Genomic DNA, 26,169 nt, shown 5'->3' with positions numbered 1-26,169 from the left:
TCGCCGCCATCGCTCTCGTCTGTTCACGGCTATGGATCAGGAAGGTTGAGTCCACGGCCTAGTCACCGCTTCAAGCCTGATGTTAAACTCTCGTAATGTTCGAGCGGGGGCTCCAGGCGTGACCGACAGGCCGTTACGGGTCGAGGGCTTCCTCGAGGCTGCGGAGCTTTCCGATCCCGACATGGCGCTGCTCGCGGCGGCGGCCGATGACTATGCCGGGCCCGTGGTGGTCCAGAGCCGCACCCTGTCGCTCAAGCCCGGTGAGGCGCTGCCCGACCTGCTGCCCGAGGGCGCCGCCGGCGGCTTTCTACTCGATCTCGATCCGCCTGATTGGCGCTCGGAGTGGGGCGGCCTGTTGCTGTTCCAGCGGGAGGGGCGGTCCCTGCACGGATATCGCCCCGTTCCCGGGGCCCTGACGCTGTTCCGCGCGGCCCATGCGCCGCTGATCAGCCTGATCACGTCCCAGGGGCGCACCCGCACCTCGCTCCTCGGCTGGTGGTCCTGATCCAATCCGGGCCAAGCGGTTTGAGTCGGTCCTGACTCACTTCCGACTCAACTATCCCCGAAAACTTGGGCTCACCCACAACTGTTGATAGCTGCGACCAGCCGTCGCGATTCGCGCAAGCCCTTATGTTGCAACAAAAATCCTCAGTTCACGGCTGGCCCGGGGGCCGACTCACGGTAAGCGGATTAACTGCCGATTAACGATGCAGGCCGTCTAGTTAACGGGTCGTAAGGCATATCAGCGGGTGGGTCGCTGATGGCCGTGGCCAACGACTTTCAAAGGACGCGGGGTCCAAGACATGAAGCTTTACGCTCCTCAAACCACCGAACTGAAGCCGCGTATCGTGGTCTTCGGAGTCGGCGGCGCCGGCGGCAATGCCGTCAACAACATGATCGAAGCCGGCCTCGAGGGCGTTGAGTTCGTTGTCGCGAACACGGACGCCCAACAGCTGGCCTTCAGCAAGACGCCGCTGCGCATCCAGCTCGGCGTCCAGGTGACGCAGGGCCTCGGCGCCGGCGCCCACCCCGAAGTCGGCATGAGCGCCGCCGAAGAGAGCACCGTCGAGATCGGCGAGCACCTCGATGGCGCCCACATGGTCTTCATCACCGCCGGCATGGGCGGCGGCACCGGCACCGGGGCTGCCCCCATCATCGCCAAGTGCGCTCGTGAGCGCGGCATCCTGACGGTCGGCGTGGTGACCAAGCCCTTCCACTTCGAAGGCCGCCACCGCATGCGTCTGGCCGACGCCGGGATCGCGGAGCTGCAACGCTACGTCGACACCCTGATCGTCATCCCGAACCAGAACCTGTTCCGGATCGCCAACGAGAAGACCACCTTCGCCGAAGCCTTCGGCATGGCCGACCAGGTGCTGCACTCGGGCGTCCGCTCGATCACCGACCTGATGGTCCTGCCCGGCCTGATCAACCTCGACTTCGCCGACGTCCGCACGGTGATGACCGAGATGGGCAAGGCGATGATGGGCACCGGGGAAGCGACCGGCGAGGACCGCGCCCTGATGGCCGCCCAGAACGCCATCGCCAACCCGCTGCTCGACGAAGTGTCGCTCAAGGGCGCCAAGGCCGTGCTGGTCAACGTCACCGGCGGCCTGGACATGACCCTGCTGGAAGTCGACGAGGCCGCCAACGCCATCACCGAGCAGGTCGACCAGGACGCCAACGTCATCTTCGGCGCCGCCTTCGATCCGTCGCTGGAAGGGGTCATCCGGGTCTCGGTGGTCGCCACCGGCATGGACGGCGCCTCGATGGCCGCCATCGAACCCAGCCGCACCCGCAACACCGGCGCCAAGCCGCTGATCGCCCCGGAAATGCGCGCCCCGGAACCGGCCCCCGCGGCCCGTCCCGAGCCGGTCGTCGCATCCGTCCCGGAACCGGCCCAGCAGTACTGGAGCCAGCCGGCCCCCGCCGCGCCGGAGCCGGAAGCCATCCGCCCCGAGCCGGTCACCATCGCTGGCCCGGCCATCATCGAACCGGAACCCGCGCCGCTGGCCGCCGACTACGGCCTGTTCGACGAACCGGTCCGCCAGCCCGAAATCCGCACCGCCGCCGTGGCCCCGCCGCAGCAGCGCACCCTGATCGTCGATCCGCTGGTCGATGAGGCGCCGGCCGATGAGGACTTCACCATCGACCCGCACTTCGAGCCCCGCGAGGAGCGCAAGACCGGCTGGATGAGCCTGTTCGGCGGCCGCCGTCAGCCCTCGGCCTACGAGCAGTCTCCTCCGCCCCAGGCCCGCGCGGCCTTCGGCGGCGGCGCGGCCGCTCCGGCCCGTCAGCCGGTCGAGGATGTGCATCAGGAAGAGGAAGGGGACGACCTGGAAATCCCCTCGTTCCTGCGCCGCCTGGCCAACTGATCATCGGGCCGCGCCAGCGGTCCGGACAATCTGATCCAAGCGAGAGTCCGTTGCGGTGGATGCCGCGGCGGACTCAAGTTTTTTTGATGGATGCCGATCCCACCCTTGTCCTGCGCCCGGCGGTCACCGCCGACGGGCCGGCGCTTGAGGCGATCCTGTACGACACCTTCGAAAGCACCTGGTTGCCGCAACTCACTTCGCAGGCGGCTCAGGCCTTCCTTTCCGAGCGCCGCCCGGCGGACTACGTCGGCCGGCGCGGTCTCGAATTCTGGCTCGCCGAGCGCGGTGGCGAGGTCGTCGGCTTCGTCGACTGGGAGGGCGATTTCGTCAATGCCCTGCACGTTCGGGCAGCCGACGTGCGGACGGGCGTTGGCCGACGGCTGATGGACAAGGCCGAGCAGGCGATCGCCGCCGCCGGCTTCCCCACGGTCCGGCTCGAAACCGACACCTTCAACACCCGGAGCCAAGCCTTCTACGCCGGCCGGGGCTATCGCGAAGCGGATCGCTATCCCGACGAAGAATGGAACAGCGGCCTGATGACGCTCCTGCTTGTGAAACGGTTGGCGCACCATGGCTGAGCCGAGACTGGGCGTGGGCGCCTGTATCGTCCGTGACGGCCGGCTGTTGCTGTTGCGCCGGCTGCGCCATCCCGAGGCCGGACACTGGAGCATTCCTGGCGGCAAGATCGACTTCCTCGAACCCATCGAGGACGCCCTGCGCCGCGAGGTGGCCGAGGAGACGGGGCTTGTGCTGGGGAAGCTGCGCCTGCTCTGCGTCACCGACCAGATCGACTCGGACACGCCGGAACATTGGGTGGCGCCGACCTATCTGGCCGAGAGTTTCACCGGCGAGCCGGTCAATCTCGAGCCGGAAAAGCACGGTGGCATGGACTGGTTCGATCTGGACGCCTTGCCGGCTCCGCTCGCCATCGCGGTTCAGACTACCTTGCCGGCCTTGAAAAGGGTCCTTGGCTGACTAATTTTTGACCTTCGCGCGACGGGTGAAAGATTAACAAAATCAGACCTTTCGCCGCGTAACAATTCGAAACAGCTCTTGCTTTGCTGCATTGCGAAGGGACGCCTACAAGGACGACGGGGCGTGATGCGATCAGTTCGGTCGCGCAGCAACAGTTCAAGGATCGGTCTTGTCCGTTTCGGCATACCATCAGCACACCGTCGGCGGCCCCGCGATCTTCGCGGGCCTGGGCCTGCACACCGGTGAGCACGTCCGCGTTTCGATCCGCCCCGCCGCGCCCGACGCCGGCATCACCTTCGTCCGCACTGACGTGCGTGACCGCGACAACGCCGTGCGCGTTTCGCCCCAAGCTGTGGTGAAGACCCAGCTGGGCACCGTCATCGGCAACGACGCCGGCGTCACCGTCTCGACCATTGAACATCTGATGGCCGCCATGGCCGCCCTCAGCATCGACAACGCCATCGTCGAGCTCGACGGTCCGGAACTGCCGATCCTCGACGGCTCGTCGCAACCCTTCATCGAGATCCTCGACCGGGTCGGCCGCCGCCGCCAGGAAGCGGCCCGCCGCTACATCGAGATGCTCGACACCGTCGAAGTGCAGGAAGGCGACAAGCGCGCCAGCCTGGCCCCGGCCGAGCAGTTCGAAGTCGCCTTCGAGATCAAGTTCGACGCCGCCCCGATCGGCACCCAACGCGTCGACCTGGTCGTCGACGAAGAGTCGTTCCGCGAGGAACTGGCGGACTGCCGCACCTTCGGCTTCGTGCGCGAAGTGGAAGCCCTGCGCGCCATCGGCCTGGCCCGCGGCGGCTCGATCGACAACGCCGTTGTCCTCGACGGCGACCGCATCCTCAACCCGGAAGGCCTGCGCCGCCCGGACGAGTTCGTGCGCCACAAGGCGCTGGACGCGGTCGGCGACCTCTATGTGCTGGGCATGCCGATTCTGGGCCGTTTCGACGGCCTCTACGCCGGCCATGGCCTGAACAACCTGGTGGTCCGCGCTCTGCTGGCCAATCCGGACGCCTGGCGCGTCCGCACCTGGACCCAGGAACTGGCCCAGGCGGTCTAGGCGCTACTTCTTCCTACGTTCGCCGAAGAAGCCCTCCACCCGGCTGGTGCGGCCGGGCGCGTTCCGGTTGCCAGCGACCAGCCAGGCGATGAAGCGGGCGGCATAGCCGATGGCCAGCAGGGTGACGAACTGGATCACAAAGGCCACGATTGTCTCGGCGATCCCGTACTGACCGACGATGGCGATCAGCACCTTCACCAGCGCCAGGCCGGCGGCGACCACGGCGATTTCCCACCAGGTAGTGCGGAAGATCCCGACCAGGATCATCAGACCCATAAACAGCATACTCATCCCCCCCGAACGCGCCGCCAGCCTAGCCTTGCGGCCTGCAATCAAGCCAGCGCCGAAATCTCCGCAAATCGCCACATTTGCGCCCGCCCTTGCGTGGTGTAGATACCTGTTCCGACGGCGCGGGGGCGCCCGCGTTGGATTACGATTGTGAGGGTTCGTGCTGCCTCTTTCCTGGAGCCGTAAGGCCATCTTCGCCGCCGCCATCGCGGGGGCCCTGGTCGCTACCGGCTGCGCTGCCCAAAAGCCCAAGCCTCGCCTGGCCTATATCGAGCGCCCCGTCGAGCTGCTCTACGCCACCGGCGCCGACCGCCTGGACAACCGGCGCTGGGCCGACGCCATCTCCTACTTCGAGGAAGTGGAGCGTCAGCACCCCTATTCGGAATGGTCCCGTCGGGCGATTCTGATGACGGCCTACGCCAACTACCAGGCCAACAACTACGCCGAGGCCATCGAGAACGCCGACCGGTTCATCAACCTGTACCCGGGCAACCCCTCGACGCCGTACGCCTACTATCTGAAGGCCATCTGCTACTTCGAGCAAATCGTCGACGTCGGCCGTGACCAGGCCGCCACCGAACAGGCCCTGGTGGCTCTGCGCGACGTGCAGCTGCGCTTCCCCAAGAGCGAGTACGCCATCGACGCCCAGTACAAGCTGGACATGGTCTACGACCAGCTGGCCGGCAAGGAGATGGAGGTCGGGCGCTGGTACCTGCGCGAAGGCCAGACCATCGCCGCCATCGGCCGCTTCCGGACGGTGATCGACAAGTACCAGACCACCAGCCATGCGCCGGAAGCCCTCTACCGTCTGATCGAGGCCTACCTGACCGTCGGCCTGGTCGGCGAGGCGCAGCGCACCGGCGCCATGCTTGGCTACAATTTCCGCGACGATCCCTGGTACGGCGAAGGCTACAAGCTGCTGACCGACAAGGGTTTGCAGCCGGCGGTCGCCCCGCTGACCCCTGGCGCCAAGCGCAGCCTGCTGCAGCGCGTGACGGGAACTGGCAAGAACAAGAGCCAGACCATCGCGCCGCCGGCCGAAACCAACGCGCCGGCGCCGTCCGCCTCAGCCCCCGGCGCGCCAATCCAGACGCCTGAGCCGCAGCCGCCGGTGACCCCGCCGGGCACCGAGCCGCCGCCGCCGACCGCTGACCCGATCGCCGAGACGCCCGCGCCGCCGACGCGCTAGAGGCAGGTTCGGCGAGAAGGTTTGTTCCCGCCTTGTTCTCGTGCTAGTCATTCGTCTGCTTCGCCGTGCGCGGAGCTTTGAGCGAACCCGATTCGAGACGAAGCTGACCGCATGCTGATCGGCCTCACCATCCGCGATGTCGTGCTGATCGAACAGCTCGACCTGTCGTTCGGCCCCGGTCTGACCGCCCTGACCGGCGAAACGGGCGCCGGCAAGTCCATCATCCTCGACGCCCTGGGCCTGGCTACCGGCGCCCGCGCCGACGCCGGTCTGGTGCGGCGCGGAGCGGCCCAGGCGGCGGCGACGGCCATGTTTGCTCTGGCGGCCGATCACGCGGTCTGGGGTCTGCTGGACGAGAAGGGCCTCGACTACTCGCCGCACGAGGATTTGGTGCTGCGCCGCCAGTTGTCGGCCGATGGCCGCTCCAGAGCCTTCGTCAACGACCAGGCGACCAGTGTCGCCACCCTCAAGGAGATCGGCGGTCTGCTGCTCGAGGTGCACGGTCAGCACGAGACCGTCGGCCTGCTCGACGCCCGCACCCACGGCCGGCTGCTCGACGCCTACGGCCAGGTGTCGGTCGAGGCGGTCACCGCCGCCTGGAGCGCCTGGCGCTCGGCGCGGGAAGCCCTGCGGGACCTGCGCGACAAGGCCGACCGGGCCGCCGCCGAGGTCGAGGAAATCACCCTGCGGCTGTCGGAGCTGGACCAGCTGGCGCCGCGCCTGGGCGAAGAGGCCGAGCTGGCCGAGGAACGGGCCCTGCTGGGCGCGGCCGAAAAGGCTCTGGCCGACATCTCCGCCGCCCGTGAGGCCATCGAGGCCGGCCAGATCGGCAGCCGCCTGGCCACCGCCTTCCGGGCTCTGGAGCGGGCGCGCGAACGAGCGGTCCAGGCCGGGGCCGGCGATGGCGGCGCGGCGCTGACACGGCTGACGGCGGCGCAGGAGATCATCGACCGGGCGGTCAATGAGGCGGAGGAGGCCGCCGCCGCCATCGACGCCGCCGCCGACGCCTTCGAACTGGATCCGCAACGGCTGGAACAGGCCGAGGAGCGACTGTTCGCCCTGCGCGCCATGGCTCGCAAGCTCAGCTGCGCGGTCGAGGATCTGCCGGACCTTCGGGTGCGGTTCGCCAAGGACCTGGCCGCCATCGAGAGCAACGGCGAGGCCCTCAAGGCGGCTGAGGCGGCCGAGGACTGGGCCCGCGACGCCTACTTCACGGCCGCCCGCCGCCTGTCGGCCGAGCGCCGCGCCGCCGGCGACCGGCTGACCGCCGCCGTGATGGCCGAGCTCACCCCGCTGAAGCTGGAAAAGGCCCGCTTCCAGGTCGCCGTCGAGCCGCTGGTGGAAGACCGCGCCGGCCCCTCGGGCCTCGACCGCATCGCCTTCGAAATCAGCACCAATCCCGGCGCCCCGTTCGGCCCGTTGGAAGCCATCGCCTCGGGCGGCGAACTGGCCCGTTTCGCCCTGGCCCTGAAGGCGGCGCTGGCCGGGCGCGGCGATGGCCCGCAACCGCTGATGATCTTCGACGAGGTCGACCAGGGGGTCGGCGGGGCGGTGGCCGACGCGGTCGGCCTGCGCCTCAAACGCCTGGCCAGCGGCGCCCAGGTCCTGGTCGTGACCCACTCACCCCAGGTCGCGGCGCGCGGCGACGCCCACTGGCGCATCGCCAAGGCTGGCGACAGCGAAAAGACCCGCACCTCGGTCGAGACCCTGTCCCCCGACGCCCGCGAGGAAGAGATCGCCCGCATGCTGTCCGGCGCGGCAGTGACGCCGGAGGCCCGCGCCGCCGCCCGCGCTCTGATCGCCGCCTAGCGGCTGGTCCTTCTCCCGACAAACGGGAGAAGGAATCCGTTGATGCGTCGGCTGTCGTCGCTACAAATCCCGGCATGACTCCCGTCGCCGATCTCACCGAAGCCCAAGCCGTTGAAGAACTGACCCGGCTCGCCGATGAGATCACGCGGCATGACCTGGCCTATCACCAGGACGATGCGCCGACGATCAGCGACGCCGAATACGACGCCCTCAAGCGGCGCAACCTCGACATCGAGGACCGCTTTCCGCACCTGATCCGCGAGAACTCACCGTCCACGCGGGTGGGTGCGCCGCGCGCCGAGCAGTTCTCGCCGGTGACGCACGGCACGCCGATGTTGAGCCTCGACAACGCCTTCTCCGATGAGGACGCTCTGGAGTTCGATGCCCGGATCCGGCGGTTTCTGAAGCTGGATGAGACGCCGATCAGCTATACGGCCGAGCCCAAGATCGACGGGCTGTCGGCCTCGATCCGCTATGAGAAGGGCGTGCTGGTCCAGGGGGCGACGCGGGGCGATGGCCGTGTCGGTGAGGACGTCACGGCCAACCTGAGAACCATCAAGGACATTCCGCACCGGCTGTCGGGCTCAGGCTGGCCCGAGGTGATCGAGGTGCGGGGCGAGGTCTATCTGGGCCATGCCGAGTTCGCCGCGCTGAACGCCGCCGCGACCGAGGCGGGCGACAAGACCTACGCCAATCCCCGTAACGCGGCGGCGGGCTCCCTGCGCCAGATCGACAGCACGATCACGGCCAAGCGGCCGTTGAAGTTCTTCGCCTACGCCTGGGGCCTGCTCAGCGAGAAGTTCGCCGACAGCCAGTGGGAGGCGCTCGAGAAGCTGAAGTGCTGGGGCTTCCAGACCACGCCGCAGTCAACCCTGGTCCATGGCGCCGCGGGGCTGCTGGCCGCCTACGCGGCCATGGAGGCGGCGCGGCCGAACCTCGGCTATGACATCGACGGGGTGGTCTACAAGGTCGACAACCTCGACTGGCAGCGGCGGCTGGGCTTCGTCTCGCGGGCCCCGCGCTGGGGCATTGCCCGCAAGTTCCCGGCCGAGCAGGCCCGGACCGTGTTGGAAGCCATCGACCTGCAGGTCGGGCGCACCGGGGCGGTGACGCCGGTGGCCCGGCTCAAGCCCGTGACCGTCGGCGGGGTGTCGGTGACCAACGCCACCCTGCACAACGGCGACGAGATCGCCCGCAAGGACCTGCGGGTCGGCGACACGGTGATCGTCCAGCGGGCCGGCGACGTCATCCCGCAGATCGTCGCCTCGATCCCCGAGGCCCGGCCGGCCGACGCTGTTCCGTTCGAGTTTCCGCACGTCTGCCCCTGTCCGCTGCAGACGCCGCTGGTTCGTGAGACCACGGCCACGGGGGCCGAGACGGTGGTGCGGCGCTGTTCGGGCGAACTGGCCTGTCCTTTCCAGCGGATCGAGCATCTCAAGCATTTCGTCTCCCGCAGGGCTTTCGACATCGAAGGCCTGGGCGAAAAGCAGCTCTCGGCCTTCTACGAGGACGAGCTGATCCGCGAGCCGGCCGACATCTTCACCCTGGAGGCCCGGGACAGGCTGTCCCTGAAGAAGCTGAAGGACAGGGACCGGGCCGGGGAGACCAGCGTCGCCAACCTGTTCGCCGCCATCGAGAGCCGGCGGACCATCCCGCTGGACCGCTTCATTTACGGCCTCGGCATCCGCCACATCGGCGAGCAGACGGCCCTGGTCATGGCCCGGGGTTACGGCACGGCGGCCGACTTCCTGGCAGCCATGGACAAGGTGGCGGCGCGGGACGACGAGGCGGTGGCCGAGCTCGACGCTCTGGACCAGATCGGCGATGCGGTGATCGAGGCGGCGGCCGCCTTCTTCGCCGAGGATCACAACCGGGGCATGGTCCAGCGGCTGTATGACCAGCTTACCGTCCAGGACGCCGAGAAGCCCAAGACCGACACGGCGGTGGCCGGCAAGACGGTCGTCTTCACCGGCGCCCTCGAACGGATGACCCGCGACGAGGCCAAGGCCCAGGCCGAGGCCCTGGGGGCCAAGGTGTCGTCCTCGGTGTCGAAGAAGACCGACCTGGTTGTCGCCGGACCCGGCGCCGGCTCCAAGCTGAAGACGGCGACCGAGCTGGGCATCCAGGTGATGACCGAGGACGAGTGGCTGGCGATGGTCGGGGCCTAGTAGTAGGGCGCCAGGGTCAGGACCTTGGTTTCGCCGGTGGCCAGCTTCACCGTCAGCGTCTCGCCCGCCTTCTTGGCGCGGACCCGGGCCATCAGGCCGCTGGAGCCTATGACCGCCGTGGCGTCGAGCTCGGTCACGACGTCGCCGACCTTCAGTCCGGCCTTGGCCGCCGGCGATCCCGGGGCGATGAAGGTGATCCTGGCCCCCTCCGGTGCGGCTTCGATGCGCAGGCCGGTGACCTCCTTCTGGAAGGGGCCGGGCACGGCCGCGGCGTTGGGGATCAGCCACAGGCGGTCGTTGGGGTAGTCCACGAACAGGCGGAAGCGGGACAGAATCGGAAGGCCGACGTTGCCCAGCGTGCGGTTGCTCTCCGAGGAGTCGCCGTTGTCCTCGAACAGCACCGCCGGGATGTCCTTGAAGGTGACACCGCCGAAGGTCAGGCTGCGCACCGTCGTCAGCTTGCGCTCCTTCAGGCCGCCGACCGCGCCCGACAGGCCCAGCGACTGCGGACGGCCGTCGTCCAGCAGGCCGGCGGGCTTCCACCAGGCCGAATAGAGCAGCAGGGGCGAGCCGTTGCCGATGTCGAAGTCGAGCTGGATCGGCGGCGCGCCCTCGATGGAGACGGGAACCGAACGCAGGCCGTTGGCGGTCAGGATCGGCGTCTCCGCCGCGCCGGCCGGCGGTTTGAAGGTGGCCGGCTCATGGAAGGCGATGGTCTTGGCCTCGAAGTCGAGATTGACGACCAGCTCGTTGAACACCTCCTTGCCCAACACCACCGGCATGGGACGGCCGATCAGCTTTTCGACCGCCGACAGGTCGATCAGGGCGACGGTGAGGTTCTTCAGCTCCAGGTCGCCGATGCGGATGGTGACGCCACTGGCCAGCTGGGCCTCCTGCACGCCGCCGGTGCCGACCGCCACGACCTTGCCGGTCGGCTTGATGCCGTGGGCGGCGGCCCAGGTCTGGTCGAGCACCGTGGCCTCGGCCCCGCTGTCGAGCATGACGTGGGTGTCCAGGCCATTGACGTTGGCCGGGATGTAGACGCGGTTGCCGGCGAAGAAGTCGAAGCCCACCGGGGCGGTGTGATCGACGCCGGGCTTGAACGCGTAGATCCGGACGGGCTCCGGCCGGGTCCAGACCGAGGCGGCCGGGCGCGGATCGATGTCCACGCGGCTGATGCGGTAGGTGATCCTCAGGGGATCGTCTGCGGTGTGCTGTTCCTCGCCGAAGGCCATGCGGACGCCCTCGACCATGCGCCAGTCGCTGTAGCGGACCAGGGTCGGGCGGCCGTCCTCGACCTGGCGCAGGGCGACCAGCTCTCCAGTCGCGGGCACGATCAACAGCTCGTAGTAGTCGGGGCCGTCGAAGGCGACCCGAAGGGGGCGAACGGCCTTGCCGTCGAAGGTTTCGGCGGGGGCCAGGGTCACCCTGGCGCCGTCCTGGCCCTGCAGGGCGTCGTCGAAGGTCAGCAGGGCGCGGCGGCGAGCAGCGGTCTGCTCGGCGGCGCTTGGGGCCTCGACCTGGCCGCTGAGGGTGCGGGTCCAGGCGCCGTCGGGGCCGGTGTAGCTGTCCATGACAAAGGCGCCGAAGGCGGCGCTCTCGCGCAGGCGGCCGGGGGTCTGCCAGCGGTGAGCCTTGCCGCTGTAGGTCCCGTTGTCTGCGATGCCCTCGACCTCCAGTCCGGTGGCCTTCTGGAAGGCGGGGCCGCCGCGCCAGGCGATGTAGCGGTCCTTGAGGTCGCTGAGATCGTCGGCCTGAGCCGGCAGGGCGGCAAAGGCCAGGATGGCGCCGGAAAGACAGAGGGGTGCGGCGAGGGTGCGGATCATTCGGCTTCTCCGATGAGCTTGAGGAAACCCGAGGGGCGCTGGGCGAGCAGGGACACCTCGGCGAGGGGATCTTCGGTGGGGGCGATGCGGCCCAGGCGCAGCTCGGCCGAAAGGCCGCTGTGCTGCAGGCAGGCCAGGAAAGGGCTGTCGGCGCTGACACCCTGGATCAGGCGCTCGCCGTCGTGGGCGATGAGGGCGTTCAGGTGCTCGGCGGCGTCGGCGACGATGGTCACCTGCTGGCCCGGCCAGCGGTCCAGGACGACGTCGGCGCCACGGGAAAGGACGGTCGTCACCGGGCTGGAGACCGGGCGGTAGAGCAGGCCGGCGACGGTGATGCCGGCGGCATGGGCTCGTTCCAGGTCGGGGCGCAGGGCGTCCCAAGGGGCGGGTGAGAGGTCGAAGAGCACGATCTGGCGGGCGGCGGAGATCATCGCCCGGGCCCGGGCGTAGGCCTGCTCGGGCGTCCGCAGGGCGTAGAGGCGGGGGTCGGTGGCCGTGGCGGGCAGGCGGCTCAGGGCGTCGAGGGCCTGGGCGCTCTTGCGGGCGTGGGCGGCGTCGAGGGCGCTGACCAGCTCGGCGGGCGGAGCAGCGCGCCAGGTCTTGGCCTCGGCGTCCTCCGTGAGGACCGCGCCCTTCTGCGAAAGGGCTTCGAGGGCCTGGTAGGTGTTGGCCGGGGCCTTGCCGATGGCCTTGGCCAGGCGATAGCCGGTGGCCGGGCCGGCGCGGACCAGCTCGCAGTAGACCCGGGCTTCGGTGTCGGTGAAGCCCAGGCCCGCGAGGGCGGCTTCAGGCGCTTCGCTATTAGTAGTCATGACTACTACTAATCTCGGTGATGCCGGCGAGGTCCAGTGAAACCTTGGTAATGCGGATTCAGCTCGGTTGGGGCTTGGGCTTTCCGAGGTCGGCCAGGGCGGCGATGGCGACCACCACAAGATAGACTACCAGAGCCGTGCGCCCGTAGGCGGCGGCCTCGCCGGTCGGGATGGTCAGGCTGCCTACGATCTGCAGGACCGTGAGGAAGGCGATGAACAGCAGCGGCGGCCAGGGGGAGCGGTTCCAAGCCCCGCGGCTCCACAGCCAGGCGCCGCCGGTCAGGGCGATCAGGCCCATCTCCAGGGTCTTCTCGGCGTCGGGGTAGTCCCACCAGCCGAGGCCCACCTTGGGCCCGCCGATCCAGAGTTCGAGGTCGGGGCGGTGGACCAGGAAATCGAGGGCCCAGTGGCTGAATACCACTAAGGCGACGGCGATGCAGGCGCCCCAGGGCAGGCGCAGCAACCAGCGGCAGAGGGCAAGGGCGGCGAGGGACCAGACCAGCACGGCCGGCAGGCTGTGGGTCCAGGGCATGTGGTAGAGCTCCAGCGGGCTGCCGGGGAGCTCGGGGTTGAAGCGGACCTTTTCGACGCCGGCCATGACAAGGCCGGCCCAGCCGATGTCGATAAGCTGGGCGCCGGCGATCAGGGTCCAGAGCGGGGCGCGGGGCTCGACGGCCTTGGCGGCCAGGGCGGCGGCGTAGTGTCCGACAAACATGAGCGTTTTCCCCCGACGCTATCGAAGCGGCGCCACCATTATACCGCAGATCGGCGAGGGAGGGTAAAAGTCGCCGACTCTATGCGGTTAAGTCATTGATTCAAAGGGTTATTCTGTCCCACCAGACAGGTCAAAGCGACCCGTCCGGCTGTCGAAAACGACCACCCCGAAACCTACTGCTGTTGTTGCTGCTGCTGCTCTTCGCGGAAGGCGTCGACGCCGCGTCTCCGGCCGCCTCGGAAGGTGGGGCGGGGGAGGTTGAAGAACTCGGGTTCGGCGACGGCGGACTTGGCCTTGGTGACCGAGACGTCGACGGCCAGCTCGCTTTCACTATTGCCCTTGTAGACGCCGCGCGAAGGGGGGACGTCGCCGTAGTCGCGGCCGATGGCGACGGCGACGTGGCGTTCGCAGGTCAGCATGTTGTTGGTCGGGTCGAAGCCGACCCAGCGGTGGCTGGGCAGGAAGACCTCGACCCAGGCATGGGTCGCGTCGGGATCGGAGCGGTCGCCGCCCTTGCGGTCGGTGAACAGGTAGCCGGAGACATAGCGGGCAGGCAGGCCCCAGCTGCGGGCGATGGTGATCATGATGTGGGCGAAGTCCTGGCAGACGCCGCCGCCGCGCTTCAGCGCCTCATCGATCTTGCTATCGGCGCGGGTGACGCCCGGCTCGTAGGCGAAGCAGGCGTAGATGGTCTGGTTAAGGTAACGCAGGCGGCTGAGCGGGTCGCGGATCTGGCTGGCTTCAAGGGCCTTGGATTGCATGAAGTCCTGCAGGGCCGGGCTCATGTGGGTGAAGCCGTGCGGGTGCAGGAAGTCGAAGCATTCGGCCTGGGTGAAGCTGCTCTTCAACCGGTCCCATTCGCCGAGGTCGAGGTGTTCGGGCAGTTCCGGCGGGGCCTGGGTCTCGACGCAGGCGCGGGCGACGATGGTCAGTTCGTCGTGCGGCTGGGGCACGTCGAAGTGGTGCACGGCGTTGCCGAAGGGATCGATGTAGCTGAACAGCTGGGCCCGGGGTTCGAGCTCGAGGTCGAAGCTGATGAGCCGCTGGCGGATCGACTTCTGGGGCTGCATGCGCAGCTCCATGACGCTCTCGCGCACCTTCTTCTCGTAGTGGTAGCGGGTGACGTGACGGATATCGAGCAGCATCAGGCCGGCAACCTCATCTCGAGGGGGTAGGCGACAAAGGTCTGGTAGAGGGCCTCGTGGATGCGGCTGCAGTCGGCCACCACGCTGGCCAGGAGGGCGGCGGCGCCGTTGGCTTCCAGTTCCTCCAGATCGGTGAACTCCAGGCGCGAGCTGAGGCGGCCGGCCAGGCGTTCGGGCCGGCCGCGACCGCCAAAGGCGACGTGGCTGGCGATGTCGGCCATGCTTTCCTCGATGCGGGCGGTCGCGAAGCGGATCGAGCGGGGGAAGTCCTCGTCGAACAGCAGGAAGTCGAGGATGTGCCGGGGCTCGATCTCGGCCGTGTAGGTGCGCAGGTAGGGTTCGAGGGCGCAGCCCATGCGCAGGACGTTCATCAGGGTGACATGGTCGCCGCTGGGGACCGCGCCGTCGCCGAAGGCGGCGCGCAGCAGGCGGGCGATCAGCTGGGCCCGCTCGATGTGGACGCCGAGCATCAGGAAGCGCCAGCCCTCGCCGTGGCTCATGGTGGCGTCGGCAGCGCCCTTGAACAGGTGCAGGTCGGCGATGATGTCGTGCAGGAAGGCCGAGTGCTGGCGGTCGAAAGTGCGTTCGGCCGTGCTCTCGGTGACCCGCAGATAGAGGATGTTGAGCCGTTCCCACATCTCGGTGGTGATCTGGTCGCGGACCTGCCGGGCGTTCTCGCGGGCCCGGGCCAGGGACATGCGCACCGAGTTGGCGTCGTCGTGCCCGAGGGTCAGATCCTTGGCGGTTTCGAACAGGTTGCCGTCGGCGGCGGTAACGTCGTCGCCCAGGGCCGAGAGGGCGATGCGAGCCGTCTCGTTGGCGGCCATCGAACGATCGAGTGTGGCGTTGAGGGTGACGTCGGCCAGGCGGCTAACGTGCTCGGCCCGCTCCACATAGCGGCCCATCCAGTAGAGGCTGTCGGCGACGCGGGCGAGCATCATGGCGCGATGTCTCCCAATCCTTCTGCATCGGGTCCCAGGACCCAGGTATCCTTGGACCCCCCACCCTGGCTGGAGTTGACCACCAGGCTGCCCTTGCGCAGCGCCACGCGGGTCAGGGCGCCGGGGGTGACGACGATCTTCTCGCCCGACAGGATGAAGGGGCGCAGGTCGACGTGGCGGCTCTCGACCCGGCCGTCGATCAGGCAGGGGGCGGTGGAGAGCTGGATGGTCGGCTGGGCGATGTAGTTGTTGGGGTCGGCCTTGATGGCGTCGGCGAACTCCTCGCGTTCCTTCTTCGACGCGTGCGGGCCGATCAGCATGCCGTAGCCGCCCGAGGCCCCGACCGCCTTGACCACCAGCTTGTCGAGGTTGCCGAGCACATGGTTCAGCTGGGCCGGCTCGCGGCAGAGGTAGGTCTCGATGTTAGGCAGGATGGCGTCTTCGCCCAGGTAGTAGCGGATAAATTCGGGGACGTAGGCGTAGACCGCCTTGTCGTCGGCGACACCCGTGCCCGGTGCATTGCAGATCATCACATTGCCGGCGCGGTAGGCGTTGAACAGGCCGCCGACGCCGAGGCTCGAGTCGCGGCGGAAGGTCAGGGGATCGATGTAGTCGTCGTCGACGCGGCGGTAGATGACGTCGACCCGCTGCAGGCCGGTGGTCATCCGCATGTAGACCATGTTCTCGTGGATCACGAGGTCGCGGCCCTCGACCAGCGGCACGCCCATCAGGCGCGCGAGATAGGCGTGTTCGTAGTAGGCGGAATTGTAGACCCCGGGGGTCAGGACCACGACCTGGGGGTCGGCCCGCCAGTCCTGGGCCATCGACTTCAGGGTGGTCAGCAAGAGGTCGGGATAGCGCTCGACGGGCCGCACGCTGGCGGCGCGGAAGGCGCCGGGAAAGGTGCGGCGGGCGGCGTCGCGGTTGGCCAGCATGTAGGAGACGCCGCTGGGGACGCGCAGGTTGTCTTCCAGCACATAGAAGGCGCCGTCCTGGCCCCGGATCAGGTCGGACCCGCAGACGTTGGCGTAGGCCTTGTGCGGCACATAGAGGTGCTGCATCTCGCGGCGGTAGCTGGGGGCGCCCAGGACCAGGTCGCGCGGGATGATACCGTCCATCAGGATTTGCTGCTCGCCGTAGATGTCGGCGAGGAACATGTTGAGGGCGCGCAGGCGCTGGGTCAGGCCCGCTTCGATGGTGTCCCACTCGGTCGAGGGGATGATGCGCGGGATCAGGTCGGTGGGGATGATCCGCTCGGTCGTCGATTCATTGCCGTAGACGGTGAAGGTGATGCCCTGCAGCAGGAAGCTGCGTTCCAGCGTCGATTGGCGCGCGTTGAGGTCTTCGGCCGAGAGGCTGGTCAGGCGCTCGTGCATCACGCCGTAGTGGTCGCGCACGGCGCTGGAGGGATCGTACATCTCATCGAAGGCGGCGCCCGGGGTGTAGAAGGGCTGGGCCATCGGGAGGCTCTGGGTCTGGCCCTGGCTCTGGTCGTTGGTGCGGCTATTGGCCAATTGAACTTCAGTCCCCCAGAAATCTTTGGGCCGCTGACGGCCTCTTCAACGCTTCACTACCGGGTCCGGCGCCATCGCGCGCGCGAACCTGACGAGTCGGCGACCGCAAATCGCCGCTGCCTGACATTTGTGCAGGCTTTGCGCGCGGTGGGAAGCGGGCAGGGGGCAGGGCGATGGCAACGTCGACCACCAGATGAAGGTCAGCGGGGACGTCACCCTCGATAGCGGCGACCGGGCCCTGTAGGCGACAAGCGGAGATACCGCGCTTTCCGGGTTTACGTCCTTGCCGAACTGTTGAGATAACATCGTTGCGTCAATAGGGGCGCTGACGCCATCCGGAGCCGCGCATGCCCTTCGCCGCCAACCTGAACCTTACTGACCTGAATGGAAGCAACGGCTTCAGGATCAGCGGAGTAGCCGCTGGCGATTACAGCGGCTACTCCGTTGCCTCGGCGGGGGATGTCAACGGCGATGGCATTGATGACCTGATTGTCGGGGCCTTCCTGTCCTCCCCGAATGGCGGCCAGTCTGGCGCAACCTATGTCGTGTTCGGACGCAACACAGGCTTTGCCGCCAACTTCAACCTCAGCACCCTTGATGGAACCAATGGTTTCAAGATCAGCGGCGCGGCGGCGTATGACCAAAGCGGCCGGTCGGTCGCTTCGGCCGGGGACGTCAACGGCGACGGCATCGATGACCTGATCATCGGAGCCAATATCGCTGACCCAAACGGCCCCGACACTGGCGCTTCCTATGTGGTGTTCGGACGCAGCACTGGCTTTGCCGCCAATGTCGATCTCAGCACCCTCGATGGAACCAATGGCTTCAGGATCAGCGGCGAGGCGGCGTCCGACTTGAGCGGCCAGTCGGTCGCCTCGGCCGGGGACGTCAACGGTGACGGCATCGACGACCTGATCATCGGCGCCGACCGCGCTGACCCGAATGGCGTCTCCTCCGGCGCGAGCTATGTGGTCTTTGGGCGCAGCACAGGCTTTGCCGCCAACCTCAATCTCAGCAGTCTCGATGGAACCAACGGCTTCAAGATCCGGGGCGAGACGGCTTACGACTTCAGCGGCCAGTCGGTTGCCTCGGCCGGGGATGTCAACGGCGACGGCATCGATGATCTGATTGTTGGAGCCTACGGCGCGGCTCCGAATGGCGGATCGTCCGGCGCCAGCTATGTGGTGTTCGGCAGAACAACAGGCTTTGCCGCCGCCCTCGAACTCTCCGGTCTTGATGGGACCACAGGCTTCCAGATCAATGGGGTGGCATTCAACGACAAGAGCGGTCGAGCGGTCGCGGCGGCCGGGGATGTCAATGGCGACGGGATCGATGACTTGATCATCGGCGCGGCGCTGGCTGACCCGGGCGGCAGCTATTCTGGCGCCACCTATGTTGTGTTCGGACGCAGCACGGGCTTTGCCTCCAGCCTGGAGCTCTCGGCCCTGGACGGGACCAACGGCTTCCGGATCGACGGAGAGGCGAATTACGACCTCAGTGGCCGCGCGGTTGCCTCTGCCGGGGACGTCAACGGCGATGGCTATGCTGACCTGATCATCGGCGCCTATGCCGCCGACCCGAATGGAAGCTACTCCGGCGCCAGCTATGTCGTGTTCGGCAGCGGCGCCGGCTTCGCCGCCAGCATAAGTCTCTCGGCCCTGAACGGGACAAACGGCTTCCAGATCAGCGGCGCGGCGCCAGGCGATCGCAGCGGCCGCTCGGTCGCCGCGGCCGGGGATGTCAACGGCGACGGCATCGATGACCTGATCGTAGGCGCTCCCGGAGCTGACCCGAACGGCGGCAGTTCCGGCGCCAGCTATGTGGTGTTCGGGGCGTCCGATCCGGTGACCTTCACCGGCGGGGCGGGGGACGAGACGGTCAGCGGCGCGGGTGTTGCCGACAGCCTGTCAGGCGGCGGCGGCAAGGATGTGCTGCGCGGCCTGGTGGGCAATGACGCCCTGGATGGCGGGGAGGGCAACGATCAGCTCTATGGCGGCGTCGGCCTGGATGACCTGCTGGGCGGCCTGGGCAACGACATCCTCGACGGCGGCGACGGGGTCGATGACCTGGACGGCGGAGACGGCGCCGACAAGCTGTTCGGCGGGCTCGGAGCCGATGACCTGGTCGGCGGCCTGGGTAACGACCGGTTCGACGGCGGCGGCGATGCCGACAGCCTGAGCGGCGGCGACGGCAATGATTACCTCGATGGCGGGGCCGGCGCCGATGTGATGACAGGTGGCCTGGCCAATGACGTCTACCTCGTCGACGACGCGGGCGATCAGACGGTGGAGCTGTCGGGGGAGGGATACGACATCGTCCGCACCTCGCTGGACGGCTGGGTGCTGGGCGACAACATCGAGGGGCTAGAGCTCCAGGGCTCGGCCGATATCGACGGCAGCGGCAACAGCGGGACCAACAACCTGCAGGGAAACGGCGGCGCGAACACCCTGTCGGGCCTAGCCGGGGTCGATACCATCAACGGCAACGACGGCGACGACATCATCGTCGGCGGGCTGGGCAACGACCTGCTACGCGGCGGGCTGGGCGCCGACACCTTCCTCGTCGCTCACGCCTTCGGCGCGACGCTGGAGACTGATCAGGTCTATGACTTCTCCGCGGCCGAGGGCGATATCCTCGACCTGTCGGGGGCCTATGGCGGGACGCTGTCCCTGGTCGGCGCCTTCAGCAAGCAGGCGGGCCAGATGACCCTGACCTTCGCGGGCGGGATCACCACGCTTCGCCTCGATATCAACGGCGACGGCAAGGTCGACTACCAGATGAAGATCAACGGCGACGTCACCGGCGAGAGCGGCGACTGGCTGCTCTGAGTTCGGTCGATAGGGTCAAAGATGTACACTGCCGACGGCGGCGAAGACTGCCTATGAGGACTGTCCTGCAGACGTGCGGCCCGCCGGGCCGCGATGACCGGGACCTTCGCTCATGGCTTTCAGCGCCACTCTCGACCTTCAGACCCTCGACAGCGGCGACGGCTTCAGCATCGTCGGCTGGCGCTATGGCCAGCTCTTCAGCGGGCTGACGGGGGTCGGGGATTTCAACGGCGACGGCGTCGGCGACCTGTTCGTCGCCGCGGACGGGTTCGATGCCGGCCCCTACGGCGAGATCGTCGCCCCGCGCAGCGGCTACATCGTCTTCGGACGTAACGCCGCCGTTCAGGGGCCCGGGCCGCAGGAGCTGGAGATCCAGCACCTCGACGCCCCGACGGCGGTGGTCATCCGGGCCGAGGGGCTGTTCGGCAGCTTCGGGCGGCCGACGGCGCCGCTGGGCGACATCAACGGCGACGGGTTCGACGACGTCCTGATCGCGGCCCCCCAGTTCCAGGCCTACAGCGTCGCCCAGGGCTTTTTCGGACCCTACAGGGAGGGTCGGGCCTATGTGCTGTTTGGCCGGGATCCGGCCGCCGGCCCGGGCGCGACGGAGATCGATGTCGGCGATCTGGACGGCGTGAACGGCTTCATGATCGGAGGCGGCGAAGAGAACACCCTGCTGGGGAGCAAGATCAGCGGCGTCGGCGACATCAACGGCGATGGCCTGAACGATCTGCTGCTGACCCGCTACGACGCCGACTTTGCGACCATCGCCTACATCGTGTTCGGCAAGGATGTGGCGACCGAAGGGGACTTTTCGCCCTTCATCGATGTCGCCGACCTGGACGGAAGCAATGGTTTCGCCATCACCGACATCGGCGCCTATTCGCGGGTCCTGGCCGGGGCGGCGGACATCAATCATGACGGCCTTGGCGATCTGGTCCTCGGCCAGGGACAGGGCGGCGGCGTGCGGGTCGTCTTCGGACGCGACACGGCCGCCGTGGGCGATTTCGCGGCCAGCTATACCTTCGCGCAGGTTTCCGCCGAGCCGGGGCTTTCGATCGTCGGCGGTTCGAACCTGCTCTGGGCCGGAATGTTCGTCGCCTCGGCCGGCGACGTGAACGGGGACGATATCGACGACCTGATCGTTTCGGCCACCTACAACTGGGCCGAAAGCTACCTGTCGCCCGCGGGGGCCTGGATCGTGTTTGGCCGCGACGATCAGGGGGCGGCGGGCTTCGGAGCCTTGCTCGACGTGGACGCCCTCGACGGAACAGACGGGTTCCGGATTTACGGACAGAACGAGGCCTTCCTGGGCATGTCGGTAAACGGCGTCGGCGACATCAACGGCGACGGGTTCGACGATGTCTCCGTCAGCAGCGTCGGCCTGGGCGATCTCGGATGGGGGCGGATCCACGTCGTGTTCGGCGCGGCGGCCTTCGCGCCGGTCGTGCCGTTGTCGGGGCTCGATGGCCGCAACGGCTTCACGATAACGGGCGATCCGGGCGCCCAGTGGTATCTGAACTCGGAGACCGGGAAGGCCGGGGATGTCAACGGCGACGGCATCGACGACCTGACGATCTCTTACACGATCAACCTTTCGTCCACCGACTACATCAGCAAAGCGCAGGTCATCTACGGCAAGGCGGACCGCACGGCGAGCGCGGCCGGCGGAGTGCTGAACGGTGGGTTCTCGGACGATCGGCTGACCGGCGGGATCGGCAACGATGTGCTGAACGGTCTGGCCGGAGACGACGCGATCAGCGGCGGCGACAGGGGCGATGTCCTGAACGGCGGCGACGGGGCCGACGTGCTGTCGGGCGATGCCGGCGGCGATGTGCTGAACGGCGACGACGGCGATGACCAGCTGACCGGCGGGGCCGACGGCGACAAGCTGTTCGGCGGCGCGGGCGCGGACTACCTGGGCGGCGGGACCGGCAATGATCGGTTGGAAGGCGGCGACGGCGCCGACGCGCTGGAAGGCAATGAGGGCAACGACTACCTCGACGGCGGGGCCGGCGACGACGCCCTCTACGGCTACGGCGGCAACGATATCTACCTGTTCCAGGCCGGCGAGGACGACACGGCCATCGAGTTCGCGAACGAGGGCTATGACATCGTGCGGTCCTGGCGGTCGGTGAGTGACCTGTGGTTCCATATCGAGGGGCTGGAGCTGCAGGGCAGCGCAGATCTCGACGGCGCCGGCGGCGATCTGGCCAACAACCTGCAGGGCAATAGCGGGGCGAACCGGCTGTCGGGCAAGGGCGGGGTCGACACGATCAACGGCAACGACGGAGATGATGTGATCGTCGGCGGGGCGGGCAATGACCTGCTGCGCGGCGGCATCGGCGCGGACCGGTTCGTGGTGCTGCAGGAGAGCCTTGGCGCGACGCTGGAGACCGATCAGGTCTATGACTTCTCGGCCGCCGAGGGGGACTGGATCGACCTGTCAGGCATCGACGCCAGGCCGCTTGGGGCGGACGACGCCTTCACCCTGGTCGGCGCCTTCACCAGGCACGCCGGCGAAATGACCCTGACCTTCGCGGGCGGGATCACCACCCTGCGGCTGGATGTGAACGGCGACGGCAAGGTCGACTACCAGATGAAGATCAACGGCGACGTGACTGGAGAGAGCGGCGACTGGCTGCTCTAGGTCGCGGGCTTGCCGCCCTCGGGGATGGCCATGCCGGGCACGGGGTTCTCGGCGTCTTCCTCGGCGCCGCGGGCCAGATCTTCGGCGGCGTCGTTGGGGGTGACGCCCTCGGCGGCGGCGCCGGTGGTGGCGGCCTTGCGCTGAGTCTTAAGGCGCAGGGCGTCGCGGGCGGCGTCGCCTTCCTGGCCGAACAGGCCACGCAGGCGCAGTTCCTGCTGAGGCAGGGGAATCTCGAAGCCGCCGCCGCGCAGGGCGTCGTCGACGGCCCAGGTGTAGGCGGCATGGGCGGCGTTGGGGCGTTTGACCGCCTCGAGGGTCGGCCAGACGACCAGTTCGAACTGCATGCCGCTTTCGCCGAAGCCCACCAGCCAGACCTGGGTGCGGCGGCGGGCGGTGTCTTCCATGGTGAAGGGCACGTCGTGGGCGGCTTTCAGCACCGCATCGCGCACGGCCGCCTTGTCCGAGCCGTAGGCGACGCGGAAGGGGATGTGCATGCGGCGCAGGCTGTTCTGGTGGGTCCAGTTGGTGATCGGCTGTTCGATCAGCCGGCTGTTGGGGACCAGGACGTCGAGGTCGTCGTTGTTGCGCAGGCGGATGGCGCGGGGGCCGATCTCGGCGACCACGCCGCGCTCGCCGGTCTGAAGTTCGAGGTAGTCGCCAATCCGGATCAGGCGGTCGAAGATCAGCACCAGGCCGGAGATGAACTCCTTCACGACGCCCTGCAGGCCGAAGCCCAGGCCGACGCCCAGGGCGCCGGCGAACAGGCTGAGGCTGGAGAGATCGACGCCCAGGGCCGAGACGCCCATGTAGATGCCGATGACGACGACGCCGTAGGTCGTCACCTTCTCGGCGATGTAGATTGATGGGGCCGATCCCGGGGCCCGGTCGCGCACCCGGCGGAAGATGCGGGCGGCGGTGCGGGAGACGATCAGGGCCAGCAGGATGAACAGGGCGCAGGCGACGATGCCGCCCGGGGTCAGGTACGACTTGCCGACCATCAACAGCTTGAAGTCGGCGACGTTGCTCAGGTCGCGCGCCAGTTCGTGGATTTCGCGCGGAATGAAGTCCAGGGCCATGGCAGGGACCATGCAAGCCCCGGCGTCCGGAAACAAGGGCCCCAAAGCAGGGTCCCCAGAACGGGCGCCCGCGACCTGCTGACCCGGTAAATCTGCTTGGGGCGAAGCGGCTCCGATGGATATAAAACACCGATATGGAACGGGCCGGCCAGCGCCTGTCCGGGGGGCTATTCCATGGCGTTTGCGGCGGTGCTCAATCTCGACAGCCTGAACGGGACCAATGGCGTCCAGTTCAACGGCCTGCTCGGCGGCGATCAGTCCGGCTTCTCGGTGGCCTGGGCCGGCGATGTGAACGGCGACGGCTTTGCAGACCTGATCATCGGGGCGCCCTACAACGACGCCAGCGGAGCCTATTCGGGCTCGGCCTATGTGGTCTTCGGCCAGGCCGGCGGCTGGAGCGCCAACATCGCGCTCGAAACCTTGAGCGGAACCAGCGGCTTCATCATCGAGGGGCGGGCCGGCAACGAGGAGGCCGGGTTCTCGGTGTTCGCGGCCGGCGACCTGAACAATGACGGGTTCGGCGATGTGGTGGTCGGCGCGCGCAAGGGGGATCTGGCAGGGCTGGATTCGGGCGCGGCCTATGTGGTGTTCGGCCATGGCGGGCCGTGGTCGACGGTCGATCTGGCGACGCTGAACGGGACCAACGGGTTCCGGGCCACGGGCGAGGCAGCCGGCGACTATGCCGGCGGGGCGGTGACGTCGGTCTCGGACCTCAACGGCGACGGGATCAACGACCTGGTCGTGGCGGCCCGGCTGCATGACGGCAACGGGCTGGACGCTTCGGGGTCGATCTATGTGCTGTTCGGCAAGAGCGGAGCCTTCGGGACGACCCAGGCGCTGGGCGGGCTGAACGGGACCAACGGTTTCCGCATCAATGGCGAGCTGGCCAACGATCTGGCGGGGGTGTCGGTGGCCTCGGCCGGCGACGTCAACGGCGACGGCCTTGCCGACCTGATCATCGGCACGAAGTACGCTGATCCGAACGGAGCCAACTCGGGCGCCGCCTGGGTGGTGTTCGGCAAAGCCGGCGGCTGGGCGGCGGATCTGAACCTGTCGAGCCTGGATGGGACCAACGGCTTCCAGCTGAACGGGGCGGCGACGGGCGACAATGCCGGGACTTCGGTGGCCGGGGCGGGCGATGTCAACGGCGACGGATATGCCGACATCATCATCGGGGCCGAGGCCCTCGACCCGGTCGGCCAGGCCAACGCCGGCGGGGCCTATGTGGTGTTCGGCCACGCCGGGACCTGGAGCGCCAACATCGCGCTGGGCAGCCTGAACGGGACCGACGGGTTCCGCATCAACGGTGAGCTGGCGGGCGACCGGGCCGGGCGGGCGGTGGCCGGGGCGGGCGACGTCAACGGCGATGGCTGGGCCGACCTGTTGATCGGGGCCTACCTGGCCGATCCCAACGGGCGCACCGCCAGCGGGGCCAGCTATATCGTCTATGGCCGGGCCGGCTTCGGGGCGACCCTGGAGCTTTCCAGCCTCAACGGGGCCAACGGCTTCGAGATCGACGGCGAGCTGGCCAATGACCAGTCGGGCCGGGCGGTGGCCGGGGCAGGCGACGTCAACGGCGACGGGCTGGCCGATTTCCTGATTGGCTCGCGCGGCTCGGATGTGGGCTACAGCAGCTCGGGCTCGACCTTCCTGGTGTTCGGTCAGCGGAGCGGCGTGGTGCTCAACGGCACGGTCAAGGCCGAGACCCTGACCGGCGGCGTCTCGGGCGACAAGATCACCGGCGGCGGCGGGATCGACAGGCTGTATGGCCTCGGCGCCTACGACGTGCTCGACGGCGGCGACGGCAACGACTTCCTGTACGGCGGCGACGACAACGACTGGCTGATCGGCGGGGCCGGGGTCGACACCCTGCAGGGCGACAATGGCAACGACCGGCTGGACGGGGGTCTGGGCAACGACTCCCTCAGCGGCGGCGACGGCAAGGACCGGCTGGACGGCGCCGAGGGCAATGACACCCTCAAGGGCGATGCCGGCGACGATGTCCTGACCGGCGCGCTGGGGGCCGACGTCCTGAACGGCGGCGACGGGGCCGACCGGCTGGAGGGCGGTTTGGGCAACGACACCCTGAACGGCGACGCCGGGTCGGACCGGCTCGAAGGCGGCGAGGGCGGCGACACTCTGGACGGCGGGGCCGGGGCCGACACCATGATCGGTGGGCTGGGCAACGACATCTATGTCGTCGACGATCTGGGCGATGCCATCGTCGAGCTGACCGCCGGCGGGTCGGAGACGGCCCGGGTGTTCGTCGACGGCTGGGTGATGGCGGCCGAGGTCGAGGCGCTGCAGCTGATGGGCGCGGCCAGCATCGGCGCGACCGGCAACGGCATGAACAACAACATGAAGGGCAATGCCGGGAGCAACCGGCTGGATGGCGCCGCCGGGGTCGACACCCTGGACGGCGGGGCCGGCGACGATGTCATCGTCGGTGGCGTCGGCAACGACATGCTGCGCGGCGGGACCGGGGCCGACAGCTTCGTCTTCGCCCATACGCTCGGCACGGCTCTGGAGACCGACCAGATCTTTGACTTCGTGCGGGCCGAGGGCGACCGGCTGGACCTCAGCGGCATCGACGCCAACAGCAAGATCGCCGGCGATCAAGCCTTCAGTCTGGTGGGCGCCTTCACCAAACAGGCCGGCCAGATGGTCATGACCTTCGCGGCGGCGGTCACCACCCTGAAGCTGGACGTCAACGGCGACGGCAAGGTCGACTACCAGCTGAAGATCAACGGCGATGTGACCGGCGCCAGCGGCGACTGGGCGCTTTGACGGCGGCA

General features: G+C 68.2%; 19 protein-coding genes. 11 read left to right on the top strand and 8 right to left on the bottom strand.

Going from position 1 to position 26,169, the window contains the following annotated elements; genetic code table 11:
• Positions 1–118 precede the first annotated feature (118 nt).
• From AC2YG9_RS18900 to lpxC, 5 genes are all read left to right on the top strand, one after another.
• Positions 119–505 (top strand): hypothetical protein, encoded by a 387-nt coding sequence (locus AC2YG9_RS18900; protein WP_487299544.1) that lies wholly within the window; start codon positions 119–121, stop codon positions 503–505.
• 298 nt (positions 506–803) lie between these two features.
• A complete protein-coding gene (ftsZ, locus tag AC2YG9_RS18895) occupies positions 804–2,372 on the top strand; it encodes a cell division protein FtsZ (RefSeq protein WP_487299543.1) in 1,569 nt (522 codons plus the stop codon).
• An 86-nt stretch (positions 2,373–2,458) separates the two neighbouring features.
• Positions 2,459–2,950, top strand: coding sequence for an N-acetyltransferase family protein (locus AC2YG9_RS18890; protein WP_487299542.1), 492 nt, complete (start codon positions 2,459–2,461; stop codon positions 2,948–2,950).
• Entirely contained in the window at positions 2,943–3,347 is a 405-nt protein-coding gene (locus AC2YG9_RS18885; protein ID WP_487299541.1) for an NUDIX domain-containing protein, read from the top strand. Before AC2YG9_RS18890 ends, AC2YG9_RS18885 begins: the two co-directional genes overlap by 8 nt.
• A 169-nt stretch (positions 3,348–3,516) precedes the next feature.
• Positions 3,517–4,413: a UDP-3-O-acyl-N-acetylglucosamine deacetylase gene (gene lpxC, locus AC2YG9_RS18880; protein ID WP_487299540.1), complete on the top strand. Its 897-nt coding sequence runs from the start codon at positions 3,517–3,519 to the stop codon at positions 4,411–4,413.
• Between the two features lie 3 nt (positions 4,414–4,416).
• On the opposite strand, the gene AC2YG9_RS18875 is transcribed toward lpxC, so the two are convergent.
• Positions 4,417–4,704, bottom strand: a complete 288-nt coding sequence (locus AC2YG9_RS18875; RefSeq protein WP_487299539.1) for a hypothetical protein — start codon at positions 4,702–4,704, stop codon at positions 4,417–4,419.
• Positions 4,705–4,861: 157 nt separating this feature from the next.
• On the opposite strand from AC2YG9_RS18875, the gene AC2YG9_RS18870 reads away from it, so the two are divergent.
• The 3 genes from AC2YG9_RS18870 (at position 4,862) to ligA (ending at position 9,867) form a co-directional block, all read left to right on the top strand.
• Positions 4,862–5,890 (top strand): outer membrane protein assembly factor BamD, encoded by a 1,029-nt coding sequence (locus AC2YG9_RS18870; protein WP_487299538.1) that lies wholly within the window; start codon positions 4,862–4,864, stop codon positions 5,888–5,890.
• A gap of 111 nt (positions 5,891–6,001) precedes the next feature.
• Positions 6,002–7,699 carry a DNA repair protein RecN gene (gene recN, locus AC2YG9_RS18865; protein ID WP_487299537.1) on the top strand — a complete coding sequence of 566 codons (1,698 nt, stop codon included), beginning with the start codon at positions 6,002–6,004 and terminating at the stop codon, positions 7,697–7,699.
• Between the two features lie 74 nt (positions 7,700–7,773).
• The gene (gene ligA / locus AC2YG9_RS18860) at positions 7,774–9,867 is read left to right on the top strand and encodes an NAD-dependent DNA ligase LigA (RefSeq protein ID WP_487299536.1); all 2,094 of its coding nucleotides are present in this window, start codon (positions 7,774–7,776) and stop codon (positions 9,865–9,867) included.
• Here ligA and AC2YG9_RS18855 read toward each other — a convergent pair.
• The 6 genes from AC2YG9_RS18855 to AC2YG9_RS18830 form a co-directional block, all read right to left on the bottom strand.
• Positions 9,864–11,693: a retropepsin-like aspartic protease gene (locus AC2YG9_RS18855; RefSeq protein ID WP_487299535.1), complete on the bottom strand. Its 1,830-nt coding sequence runs from the start codon at positions 11,691–11,693 to the stop codon at positions 9,864–9,866. The two genes, ligA and AC2YG9_RS18855, sit on opposite strands and share 4 nt — an antisense overlap.
• A complete protein-coding gene (locus AC2YG9_RS18850) occupies positions 11,690–12,505 on the bottom strand; it encodes a TrmB family transcriptional regulator (RefSeq protein WP_487299534.1) in 816 nt (271 codons plus the stop codon). The genes AC2YG9_RS18855 and AC2YG9_RS18850 overlap by 4 nt, the downstream gene beginning before the upstream one ends.
• A gap of 58 nt (positions 12,506–12,563) precedes the next feature.
• Positions 12,564–13,220: a hypothetical protein gene (locus AC2YG9_RS18845; protein ID WP_487299533.1), complete on the bottom strand. Its 657-nt coding sequence runs from the start codon at positions 13,218–13,220 to the stop codon at positions 12,564–12,566.
• Positions 13,221–13,393: 173 nt separating this feature from the next.
• The gene (locus tag AC2YG9_RS18840; protein ID WP_487299532.1) at positions 13,394–14,365 is read right to left on the bottom strand and encodes a transglutaminase family protein; all 972 of its coding nucleotides are present in this window, start codon (positions 14,363–14,365) and stop codon (positions 13,394–13,396) included.
• On the bottom strand, positions 14,365–15,306 hold the full coding sequence (locus AC2YG9_RS18835; RefSeq protein ID WP_487299531.1) for an alpha-E domain-containing protein: 942 nt from the start codon (positions 15,304–15,306) through the stop codon (positions 14,365–14,367). The genes AC2YG9_RS18840 and AC2YG9_RS18835 overlap by 1 nt, the downstream gene beginning before the upstream one ends.
• A complete protein-coding gene (locus AC2YG9_RS18830) occupies positions 15,303–16,766 on the bottom strand; it encodes a circularly permuted type 2 ATP-grasp protein (protein ID WP_487299548.1) in 1,464 nt (487 codons plus the stop codon). Before AC2YG9_RS18830 ends, AC2YG9_RS18835 begins: the two co-directional genes overlap by 4 nt.
• A gap of 401 nt (positions 16,767–17,167) precedes the next feature.
• Between AC2YG9_RS18830 and AC2YG9_RS18825 the strand changes: the two genes are divergently transcribed.
• Both AC2YG9_RS18825 and AC2YG9_RS18820 read left to right on the top strand, forming a co-directional pair.
• On the top strand, positions 17,168–19,648 hold the full coding sequence (locus AC2YG9_RS18825) for a beta strand repeat-containing protein (RefSeq protein ID WP_487299530.1): 2,481 nt from the start codon (positions 17,168–17,170) through the stop codon (positions 19,646–19,648).
• Positions 19,649–19,760: 112 nt separating this feature from the next.
• The gene (locus tag AC2YG9_RS18820) at positions 19,761–22,298 is read left to right on the top strand and encodes a hypothetical protein (RefSeq protein WP_487299529.1); all 2,538 of its coding nucleotides are present in this window, start codon (positions 19,761–19,763) and stop codon (positions 22,296–22,298) included.
• Here the strand turns inward: AC2YG9_RS18820 and AC2YG9_RS18815 are convergent.
• Positions 22,295–23,386: a mechanosensitive ion channel family protein gene (locus AC2YG9_RS18815; protein ID WP_487299528.1), complete on the bottom strand. Its 1,092-nt coding sequence runs from the start codon at positions 23,384–23,386 to the stop codon at positions 22,295–22,297. The genes AC2YG9_RS18820 and AC2YG9_RS18815 overlap by 4 nt on opposite strands.
• Before the next feature lie 162 nt (positions 23,387–23,548).
• Here AC2YG9_RS18815 and AC2YG9_RS18810 point away from each other — a divergent pair, with 162 nt between their 5' ends.
• Positions 23,549–26,161 carry a hypothetical protein gene (locus AC2YG9_RS18810; protein WP_487299527.1) on the top strand — a complete coding sequence of 871 codons (2,613 nt, stop codon included), beginning with the start codon at positions 23,549–23,551 and terminating at the stop codon, positions 26,159–26,161.
• Positions 26,162–26,169 lie beyond the last annotated feature (8 nt).

It is taken from the genome of Caulobacter sp. SRI_014 (genome assembly GCF_057586315.1).
The sequence above is the reverse complement of the archived record's forward strand: the minus strand, read 5'-3'. Positions and strand labels throughout refer to the sequence as shown.